Origin of the sequence: Hymenobacter telluris (genome assembly GCF_017313265.1) — a bacterium.
Lineage (GTDB): Bacteria > Bacteroidota > Bacteroidia > Cytophagales > Hymenobacteraceae > Hymenobacter > Hymenobacter telluris.
On record NZ_JAFLQZ010000011.1, the window covers coordinates 1 to 11,256 of the forward strand.

The window sequence follows — 11,256 nt, forward strand, 5'->3', positions numbered from 1 at the left end:
CATCGGTGGGAGAGTCGGTCGCCGCCAACCTTACTGTTTTGCCAACGCCCCTCCGGCCCTGCCGTTGAGGGGCGTTGTTGTTTCTGGACCACCGGCCCGCTGGCCAGAATGATTATGGTTGTTTAACAAATCCGTTTATGTGCTAAGCAATTATGCACGACTTTTCGTGTTCACATGGGTTTTAATAAACCTGTATGATTGGTCGTGTATATGTTTGGTTCTGCAATGATTTGTGTTTACAGTTTTAGCTAAGGTTCTCATATAGCTATTGAGAATTCTGGCCTGTGATATTCTGTAGATCATTATATACCATAGAGCAGTTACTTGCCAAGCGTGCCGTGTGACTGCTAATAGCCTAACACCAACATAAAAGCCAGGGGCGTTTGATATCGTATCAAACGCCCCTGGCTTTTATGTTGGTGTTAGGCTATGCCACTCCTTATTAGAATGGATAGCCGATGGCAATGTTTAGACGTATTGCTTTGTCTTCAGGAGTGCCATAAGGAGCGCGTACTGGCATAGCTGCATCGAAGCGGATTACGAAAAACTGGACATCAATGCGAATGCCCACGCCGGCGCCTACTGCGAGTTGCTTGAGAAATTGGTTGGGTTCGAATTTGCCACCGGGGCGGGCAGGGTCGTCGTTGACAAGCCAAATGTTACCAGCATCTACGAATACTGCGCCTTTAACATAGGGAAATAAGTCTTGGCGGTATTCGGCATTGGCTTCGAAACGTAAGTCGCCTACTTGGTCGTAGAAGCTAGTTCTTTCTTGAGAGGTATTTAGCGGACGGTAGGTACCGGGGCCGATGCCACGAGCGGCATAAGCCCGCACACTGTTGGGGCCACCAATACCATACTGCTTGAGATATGGCAACACGGAAGAGTTCTGGTATGGGAGGCCGGCACCAATCAGTACACGAGTAGCTATTTTATTACCGCTGGTGCTGTTAGAGGAAATGCGGTAATAATTGCGAAACTCCAGATCAACTTTAGTGTATTGAGAAAACTCCTGGCCAAATACCTCATAGCTGCCATTCTCGTTTCGGGTTGCTCCTTGAAGGTTTTTTATGAGGTAAGCAGCATTACCAGATACCTCAATACCTCCGCTGAAATAGAGTTGATTTCTACGCTGCTCTAGGCTTTGCTGATTGTATGTGTAGCGGTAACTACTGCCGAGGATAAACTGCTGGCGGAAGCTATTAGCCAAAAACTGGTTGCTGTCGAGCAATGCTTGGAACGTGTTGCTGGCGTTGGCTAAGCGAATATATTGGAGGTCGATGGGGCGGAACTCCTGCTCGTTGGTGATTTTGGTTTTCCAGGTATAGCCGTAGTTCAGGTTGAATACATCTTGCCGGAAAGCTTCCAGCCGCTGAACATACTTGTAACCGGCGCCAAACGACGTACGTGGTTGAAAGTCGGAGTTGCGCAGGCGAATATCAAAGGGGGGCGTGATGAGGCGCGGAACCAACAGCTGAGCGTCCACACCTACTTCATAAGAAGTAAGGCCGATGGCATTAGTACCAGAACGGGTCTGATTTTCAAAGGAGCCGGTGACATTGACCAGTAACTGCTCGGCTCCGCGGAAGGCTGAGCGGTTACGAAACTGTAACTGGAAGCCTGGTCCAACAAACCCATTGGATTTGCTTACGAGCAGTACCTCGGCACGCAACGACTTCTTGGGTACCTGGGTCATACGGACGAAGGAGTTCAGGTGGCCGTAGCCAGCAGAATCGGGTACGTTGCGGGCGGGGCGGTACCGGATATCCACGTATTTGAACGTGCCTAGGCTCATCAGGCGGCTCAGGGTCTGGTCGGAGCGGCGGCGGCGGTAGAGGCTGTCAGGATAGAGGAAGACGGCGTTGGTAATGGCTTTGGCTTTGAATACTTCCTCATCGGGATAGTACCGGTAGCCTTTGTACATAATGGGCGGGCGACCAGCCGATGCCGTATCGGACAACGAGTAATCCGTGTTGAGAGAAATCCGGTTCAGTACGTAGGGCTGAGCAGCTCGCTTCGGAATACTACCCTTGATTTTCATGTAGACATTAACCTGATTATCGAGGGTGCTGTCTACTTGAAACAGGATGTAGTCGGGTGAAAAATAATAGTAGCCTTGGTTTTTCAAGGCGCCATCAATGCGGGTCCGCTCGTTGATGAGAGTCTGTAGATTGTAAGGGTCGCCTACTTTCAATAGCGAGGCAGAGCTGGTAGCGCGAATATCCCGGTCGATAAGCGTATCGCGCTCCGGGAAGTGTAGCTCTTTAATAACATAGGGCTTGCCAACAGTAGCGGTGTAATCAACGGAAGCGGTTTTCTCTTCCTGCTTCAGTTTGCTATGGACTACTGGCTTGAAATAGCCATTGTTGTTGAGGCGGTTGGCCATCAAGCTCTTTACTTTCTGGGTGTCTACCTCACTGATGAGCACTGGCTTTTCGCCGTACTTATCGGCTATCCATTTGCCGAGGCCTTTGGTTTTGCCTTCCCCCAGATGCCAGAAATACAGCTTGGGCCGCAACCCCAGAATAGAAGAGTTAGGTTTGGGCGCAATGACACTAGTTAGCTCGGTAGTTAAGGCGCTTTCGTTGGGAATAGGAGCAGCTGATTCCAGTTTCACGGTGCTGCCCGTGTAGAGCTTGGTGCCTTCGGGAATGTACTTGGTGCCGGAACAGGATGCCGCTGTAACCAACAGCGTTACGGCCGCTGTGCGCTGCCATTTCCCCCAACCTTGCTCACCAGAAGGAGCAGGGGAATGCAATGGGTTACTTAGCGTGCGAAGAATACGGGTGAGCATATACGGGTGATTTCGTAAGTCATGTAAGTGATAAGGCCGGTCCAACGGATGGCACTAGCGCCCCGAGGTAGTGGGGCGCTGGGCCGTCCGGCGAATGGAATCCTGGCGAGGTTCAGTGGTAACGACTTTAGTGGAATCAGCTTCTGCTTTTCGCTCACGCTTGTTGCGGCGGCGGTTCTCTTTCACTTCTTCCTTCACTTGGTCGTCGAGGCCACGGAACAGGTCGGCGAGGTTTTGGTAGTCGCGCTGGAAGATGAGGGACGCACCGGTGCGCACGAACTGGCCGTCGATGTCGCCGTAGGCGTTGTTGCGGAAAGCCCGGAGCCGGATGCGGCCGTTGGCCAACACGTTGTACTCGACGCTTACGTCACCGGCGAAACTGCTGAGACCAGCTTGATTTTGGCCTTGCGACGCTTGATTGCCGCCGCCTAACGGCACATCGGTACCGAGGCGCACCGTGAGGCGGTTGTTGAGCAATTGCCGCCGCACAGCCACATTCAAATCGGTGCGGGTTTTGCCGTTGGCGCTGCCGTCGGAGTAGTCGGCATAAGAATTCACGCCCAGGTCGATACCTAAGTTGGAGAGGTAGCTGCCGGTGAGGTTGTTGAGCTGCTGAGTGAGTACCTGGCTGGCACTACCCCGTAGCTGGTCGGCTACGATGCTGCCACCGCTACTTTTGAAGGGGTCGTCGGTGATGAAGCGGTTCAGGACGAGCAACGAGAAGACTTGCTTGTTCAACTCCGACGCCTCACTTGGCTGGCGTAATTGCGCTAGACGTGCCTCAATAGGGCCTCGCAGTTCCGACCGGCTTTCCTCGGGCAGTTTGATATCAAAACCGATAACGGGCTTGAGCAACTCGCCGGTTACATTCAGATATACCTGGAAAGGAAGTTGATTGCGACTGATAGCAGTTTGTGTTTCGTCGGCAACACCTTGCGAAGCCAACAATTCGGCAGGAGCGGCCTTCACGTTGTAGATGGCCGCAATATTGAGCTGTGCGTTGTAAGGGTCGCCGCTCCATACGATGTAGCTGCCCTGGCCGATTTTGAATTCGCGGGAAGCCAAGTCGTAGAGCGACATGTAGTAGCTGCCTTCCGTCACGTCGAGGCGGCCGGTAAGGGTGATGGAGCCGGAGGCGTCGATGGAGGTGTTGAGCGTGCCGTTGGCTTGCACTTTCAGGTTGTCGCCGGAAAGCGGGTCGATGATGATGGTGAACGGCGACTTGTCGGTGACGGTAATGCGGGCGGTGATGTTGTAGCCCTCGGCGGTTTTGGCAGTGTCAACGGCTACTTGCCGCGCCAGCATGGTATCAATCGGTGCGCTCTTGTCAATCCACTCCACAATGCCGTCGGTTTGCACCAAGCCGGCTTCGTCGTTGGGCGTAACCACCGTCAGGGCCGAACCATCAACTACCACAGCGCGGGTGTTGAGTACGGGCAGCGCCAGATTGCCGGTGATGCGCGTGTCGGAATCAACAATCAGCTTGCCGTAGAAAAGCTCATTGTCGCGGGCGGTACTTTGGATGGCAATGAAGTTGTCGGTGGTGGCATTCAGGTTGAAACGGTAGTCGTCCACGTAGTTTTTCGTGAACACCCGGCCATCTACCACGGCCTTATTATTCAGGGAATCGAGGATGGTGAAATTATTGAAGCGAATACCCTGGTTGTCGAAGTTGATGGACTGGCTCTGCATCCGGAACGGCGCGCCGAGCTGGGTGGCCGTAAAGCCGGCATCGGCGGTGGTGGTGAGGGCGCCGTTGATGCGGGGCTGGCTGACGGTGCCATTCACGGTGAGGTTGCCGGTAATGCCACCGGTAGTTTCGCGCAGCTGGCCAGCCGAGAAAGGCTCAGCAATTTGCAAGTCGAACCGATTCACGTTGACAGCAAACTCAATGGGGCTGGGCGGCGTGGCCAGGTAGTATCCTACGGCCTGTACGTCCATGCCCTGCTGGTTGGTGAGGCGCACATCCACGTTGTACCGGTCGGGCACGGGGTTGGTGGCTTTCAGGCTAATGTCGCCGAGTACCGACTTGTTGTATACGAAACCCGTGAGGGCGGCATCGGCGGTGAAAGCCTGCTTGGGCTGGCCCAGGCTGAAGGCCACAGCCCGCCCGTTGAGCGTGCCAGCCACCAACGAATCCTGCATGCCGGCGGCGCGGGCCAGCCCATTGATTTCGAGGTTACCCATGCTGACCTGCAAGGGGTATTGCGCTCCGTCCAGCGTCTGCAAAGTCAGGAACCGGTTGTTGCGGCGGAAGTCCACGTTTTGGGCGAAGATGGCGCCGGTGGCGGTGGTGTAGCGCAGCTCGTTGCCGGGCGCTACGGTCCACTCCACCCGGTCCAGCATCAGCTTGGGGTCGAAGCTGAACGTGTAGGCGTCGCCGCCGCGGAGTACGCGCAGCACGCCGGCCATGTTCAGCCGTTCGGCGCTATCCGACTCGGCAATGCGCAGGCGGGTGCCAATCTGGTTGTTCTGAATGCTGCCCGCCAGCGTGGGGTTCGGAATGCGCAGGGTGGTATCCTGGCTGATTGCGCGCAAACCCAGCGCGTAGTCCAGCTTCTGCGGGTCGGAGTTGATGCGGAACTTCAGCGAGTCCATGGCATAGCCCATGTACACGATGCGCGCAATGCGGGTGTTAAGGTGCAGGTCGGCGGCGCGACTGTCAAAGGCCCCGGTGAGCTTGAACGGCGTGAGCTGCTTGAGGTCGGGCACCAGCTTCTGAATCAGCTGGGTGTTCTTCACATTGGCATCGAACGTGAACTGCCGGTACACCGACGACGGCCGGTAGCGCACGTCTGGTAAGTCGAAATACCGGTCGATGTGCTCTTGCAAGACGGTGGCTAAGTCGCCGAGCGGGGTGTTGCCTTCCAGGTTGAAGTCGGCCACGTTGGAGTTGAAGGCCACCTCGGTGCGGCCCGGCCGCTGCACAATGCGCCCACTCACTGAGTCCAGGGGAATCACCTGGTTGTCGCGCACGATGACGATGTTACGGCCCGAGAACGTACCGTTGATGGTATTGGCGTCGGCGCCGCTGAGGTTGGCGGTCAGGTCGCCCTGCACGCGCAGGTCGCCGCCGGTATAGAAGCCGAGGGCCGTGAGGTTGGCACCGCGCAGGTTGAGGCGCTGCACTTCGTAGCTGGGGTTATTGGCGTTGCGCAGGTTCACGGTGGCCAGCAAATCCAGGTTCAGGTTGGGGTCCTGGCGGCTGCGGGCATCGATGACGTAGCGGTTCCGGTCGATGCCCACGTTGGCGGTAATGCCGCGGTAGGTGTAGTTGTTGTAGGTGGCGCTTTGCACGTTGGCTACCAGCTGGCCGCGCAGCAAATTCGGGTCGAGGCCGCCGCGGCCGGTGAGGCGGCCGGTAGCCGTAATGCGCCCAATGGTGGGGTCGCGTAGCACTTTGCCCACATCAAAGCCCTGCACGTTGAAGCTGGCGGTAATGGGTTCCTGCCCTTTCGGACCCGCGCCCAAATCCACCTTGGCCGCCACGTTGCCGAAGCTGGTGGTAGCCCGCAAATCGGTATCAAACAACATGGCCGTGGGGCGACCCTTGAAGGTGCCAGCCACTGTCATGCGCGGCGGAATCCGGTACTCGTTCGGAATCGTGCCTTTCGGTACTAAGCTCCGGATGTCGGCTTCGGTGGTGGTGAATTGCTGGATGTTGAGGTCGGTGTAGAGCCGCTGGTCGGTTTCCGGTAAGCCCCGAATCCGGCCGCTGGCTTTCACAATCGTGTTGCGGAAACCTACAAACTCCAGGTTCTGAATGCGCATGTCGCCGACTCGGCCACTCACGCGCCCACTCAGCAGCACCGACTGGTTGGGGCCGGTGGTGAAGGGTGGGGTGGAAGCCAAGTCGGGGGCTAGGTACAGAATGTCGCGGAAGCCGATGCGCACGTTGCGGAAGTCGCCTTCGAGGCCCAGGTTCGGCAGCTGCTTGGTGTCCGACAGCGCATCGAGGCTGGCGTAGCGCATGCCCAAGGTCTGGCGGATGCGGGTGTGCGGCGTAATCAAATCCAGATTGGTGAGCCGGGTTTGCACCGAGTCAAACACCACATCGGCCTTGGCCGACGTAATCTGGAAGCCGCTTTGGTCTTTGCCGGAAAGCTGCGTGATGCGGCCGGTGGTGCTGTTCTCGGAGTAGCGCAGGTTTTCCAGGTTCAGAACGAGGTCCGTGAACTTGAGGTGGTTGTAATCCAGCGCCGGCAGGCGGGTGCGCTGCTTGGGCTCGTCGAAGTTGTCGAAGGCCACATCTACCCCGCTGATGTCGGAGCGTTTCAGGGTCACCACCCAGCTGGCTTCCTGGCCGGTGGCTTTTTCCACGGCTTCGTTCAGGTCGCGCACGGCCTCGGCGGGGTTTACGAGGCGCTTCTCAGTGGGTACGTTTTCGTTTTGGGCGTAGGCAATGCTGGTGTTGCGCAGCTTAAGCGTGTTCAAGTCAACCCGCGAGTTAATCAGGTCGATGTTGTCGGCCGTAATATCGGCCTCACCCACGCGCGTGCTGATAAACTGCGCCGAGGGGCTGTTCTTGTAGGTCAGGCTCACGTTTTCCAGCAAGGCCTTGTTGAGCCCAAATGTGAGGTCGAGCGGCTCGGCAACGGCGGTGTCGGGTGGGGCGGTTTTGCTTTGCACCATGCTGATGCTGGTGTTGCGCAGCGCCGCTTGGTCTACCTTATAGATAGACTGATCCACGTCCACGGCGTCCATCGTCACGGCCAGCTCGCCTACTTTGATGCGCAGGTCGAGGCCTTCTACCTGGTCGTTGTAGGTGAGGTGAATGTTGGTGAGGCGCAGGTCCCCGATGTCGTATTTGAACCCGGCCCCGGTGGTATCGGCGGGTGTGGTAGTCGTGGTGTCGCCGGCCGTGAAGGCATTGACGATGAAGTCGTAGTTGTTAATACTGTCGGGCTCGGTGCGGCTGATAGCCAGCCGGCCGTCGTTCAACTCCACCGTTTTTACATTGATTTCCGACTTGGTCAGGGCCCAGATGTCAATATCAACGCCCAGATGGCCCACCGACAGCAGCGTATCGCCCTTCTGGTCTTCGATGTACACGCCATCCAGATTGAGGGCGTGCTTGAAATCGGTGCGGAACTTGCCAATTCGGACTTCGGTACCAATTTTATCCTGCAAGTAATTAGCCGCCTTCTTGGCCACATAATCTTGCGTAGAGGGGAATTGCAACGCCACTACCAACCCGATAACGAGCAGCAGAACGAAGCCAACAAGCCCCAGAATAACATACAGAGTACGGCGTAGGTATGTAGGCACAGTGTTGATAATCAGGCAGAGTTACGGTTTTATATCTGACCCAAACGGGAAAAACGGGCTGCGGGTTGGAATTCGGGCCGCTGAGTGAGTTCTGATAAGTAGCGGTGAAGCAGCCAGATGAACAGTGGAGCGCTTTGCCAGCCGATGCCCTAGCATAGCTAATTAGCCGTACTCCCTATCTTTCGTCTTCCATTCTTCTTCCCCGTCCTGTCCCATGATTTTGCGTTTTTCTTTGCCCTTCCGCACCACGTGGGGCCAGCGGCTCCTGATTTGTGGTTCCGAGCCCAGCTTGGGCGCCTGGAACCTCGACCAAGCCGTACCACTCGACTACAACCTTGATACCGGCATCTGGAGCCGGGAAATCACCCTGCCCGACGACCAGCCGGGTGCCCTGGAGTACAAATACCTGCTGCTCAACGAACAAGCCAACTCAACGGAGTGGGAGTGGGGCCCCAACCGCACCGTCGCCTACGATGGCCACCAATTTCAACGGCTGGTGCTGGAAGATTATTGGCGGGCCCCCGCCGAACCTGAAAATGAGTTGTTTACGGCGGCCTTCACCGAAGCCCTGTTCCGCCGCCCCGCCAAGCCCGGTAAGGCGGCCCCAACCGCCCGCGTGGCCGATTCGGTGGTGCGGTTTCAGCTGCTGGCGGCCCGCGTAGAGCCCGGTCAGCAGTTGTGCGTGCTGGGTTCCGATGCCGCCCTGGGGGCCTGGGACGGCCGTAAGGCCGTGGTGCTTTCCAATGCCACGTACCCCACTTGGACCGCCGAAGTGGCCTTGGAGCAGCCCGACCGCGCCCTCGTATATAAGTATGGAGTGTGGGACCCGCAGGAGCGCAAAATCGTGCTGCTGGAAACCGGCGCCGACCGGGTGCTACCCCCGGCCACCGACCGTAAAACCCTGCGCGTCCGCTCCGACGACAAATTCCGCTACCCCAACAACTGGCGCGGCGCCGGTGTGGCGCTGCCGGTTTTCGCATTACGCAGCCACCGCGGGCTGGGCGTAGGCGAGTTTCCCGACCTGAAGCTGCTGGTGGATTGGGCAGTAAGCACCGGCCTGAAGATGGTGCAGATTCTGCCCATCAACGACACCGTAGCCACCCACACCTGGGTTGATTCGTACCCGTACGCCGCTATTTCGGTGTTTGCCCTGCACCCGCAGTACCTCAACCTGGAGGCCATTGCCCCGCTTCAGGATAAAGCAGCGCAGCAGGAACTGGATGCGTTGCGGGACCAGCTGAACGGCCTCGATTTCGTGGACTACGAGCCGATGATGAACGCCAAGTGGAAGTTCATCAAGCAGTTATACAAGCAGGAGAAGAAAGCCTTCCTCGCCGACCCCGAGTTTCAGAAGTACCGCGAAGAGCAGAAGGCGTGGCTGGCGCCGTACGCGGCCTTCTCGGCGCTGCGGGACCGGTTCGGGACGGCCGACTTCCAGCAGTGGCCCGAAGAGTACCGCACGCCCAAGCTAGTAGATCAACTAACCCAGGAAACTGCCACCGACTTCGACGAGTTTGGCGTGCATTTCTTCACCCAGTTCCACCTCGATAAGCAGCTCCGCGAGGCGGTAACCTACGCCCGCCAGCACGGCGTGGTGCTCAAAGGCGACTTGCCCATCGGCATCTATCGGCACTCCGTTGACGCCTGGACCCAGCCCGAGCTGTACCACATGCACCAGCAGGCCGGCGCCCCCCCCGACGACTTCTCGACCACCGGCCAAAACTGGCGCTTCCCCACCTATAACTGGGAACGGATGGCCGAAGACGGCTACGCGTGGTGGAAACAGCGCATGGGCCAGCTAGCCCGCTACTTCGACGCCCTGCGCATCGACCATATTCTGGGCTTCTTCCGCATCTGGGAGATTCCAGGGCACTCGGTGGAGGGCTTGCTTGGGCACTTTTCGCCGGCGCTGCCCCTGCACCAGCACGAGATAGAGCAGCGCCTCGGCTGGTTCGACTACAGGCGGCTGTGTGAGCCGTATATCCGCTGGCACATGGTGGAGCGCATTTTCCACGGCCAGGCCCAGGCAGTGTTCGATGAGTTCATGGAGGCCGACCACCACGGCGCCATCCGCATGAAAGAGCACGTGCGCACCCAGCGCCAAGTGGAAGCCGTGCTGGATGCGCAATGCGCTGCCGAGCCCAGCCTGGTCGACCATTGCAAGTGGCTGAAAACCGGCTTGTACCAGCTGATAAATGAGGTGCTGTTCGTGCCCGACGACCTGCGGCCCGACCACTACCACCCGCGCATCACGCTCAACAAAAGCACGTCGTTTGCCGAGCTGGACGAAACCTCGCGCCGCCGTCTCTACGACGACATCTACATCGACTTCTTCTACAAGCGCCACGAGGGATTCTGGCGCGAGCAGGGCTTAGTGAAGCTGCCGCCCGTGCGCTACGCCACCAACATGCTGATTTGCGGTGAAGACCTGGGTATGGTGCCCGATTCGGTGCCGGGCGTGATGAAGGCGCTGGGTATCCTGGGCCTCAACATCCAGCGCATGCCGTCCAACCCGCGCACCGAGTTCGGCCACCCCAACGACGCGCCATACCTATCAGTAGTGAGCCCCGGTTCGCACGACATGAGCACGTTGCGCGGCTGGTGGGAAGAGGACCGCGAGATAACGCAACGGTTCTTCGAAACTATGCTAGGCCACCACGGCGAGCAGGCTCCTTATTATTGTGAGCCCTGGGTGGTGCGCGAAATCCTGGTGCAGCACCTGCACTCTCCGGCCATGTGGGCCATCTTCCCACTCCAGGATTTGCTGGCTTTGCATGCCGAGCTGCGCCGCAACAACCCGCAGGATGAACAGATCAACGTACCTGCCAATCCGCAACACTTCTGGAAATACCGCCTGCACCTACCGTTAGAAACATTAAATGATAATGCAGGATTTATTGAAGACGTGAAAAAACTGATAACGAGCAGCGGCCGGTAGAAAAGGCTGGTTATCACAAGTAAAACCCGTGTGGCTACACGTAAAAAGCCTCACTACCTGGTGAGGCTTTTTCTTTTCTCAGAAAGGGATAAATCCAGATTCATAGTCAATTACGTAGCCCGAAAAACCCGGAAAATCAGCAATAAGAGCAGGAATAAGCATTCCTAAATTTGGAATAGTAATCGTCTCGTAAATAGAACTATTCAGCGGGTGTAGGATTGTATTGAACGAAAAGTGGGGCTGTTGGTCGAGCGTT

General features: G+C 57.3%; 3 protein-coding genes. 1 reads left to right on the plus strand and 2 read right to left on the minus strand.

Going from position 1 to position 11,256, the window contains the following annotated elements; translation table 11 throughout:
• Positions 1–442 precede the first annotated feature (442 nt).
• Together tamL and J0X19_RS25145 are read right to left on the minus strand one after the other, a co-directional pair.
• Positions 443–2,794 (minus strand): translocation and assembly module lipoprotein TamL, encoded by a 2,352-nt coding sequence (gene tamL / locus J0X19_RS15640; protein ID WP_206985326.1) that lies wholly within the window; start codon positions 2,792–2,794, stop codon positions 443–445.
• Between the two features lie 54 nt (positions 2,795–2,848).
• On the minus strand, positions 2,849–8,062 hold the full coding sequence (locus tag J0X19_RS25145) for a translocation/assembly module TamB domain-containing protein (RefSeq protein WP_206985327.1): 5,214 nt from the start codon (positions 8,060–8,062) through the stop codon (positions 2,849–2,851).
• Between the two features lie 214 nt (positions 8,063–8,276).
• On the opposite strand from J0X19_RS25145, the gene J0X19_RS15650 reads away from it, so the two are divergent.
• The gene (locus J0X19_RS15650) at positions 8,277–11,000 is read left to right on the plus strand and encodes a 4-alpha-glucanotransferase (protein WP_206985328.1); all 2,724 of its coding nucleotides are present in this window, start codon (positions 8,277–8,279) and stop codon (positions 10,998–11,000) included.
• Positions 11,001–11,256 lie beyond the last annotated feature (256 nt).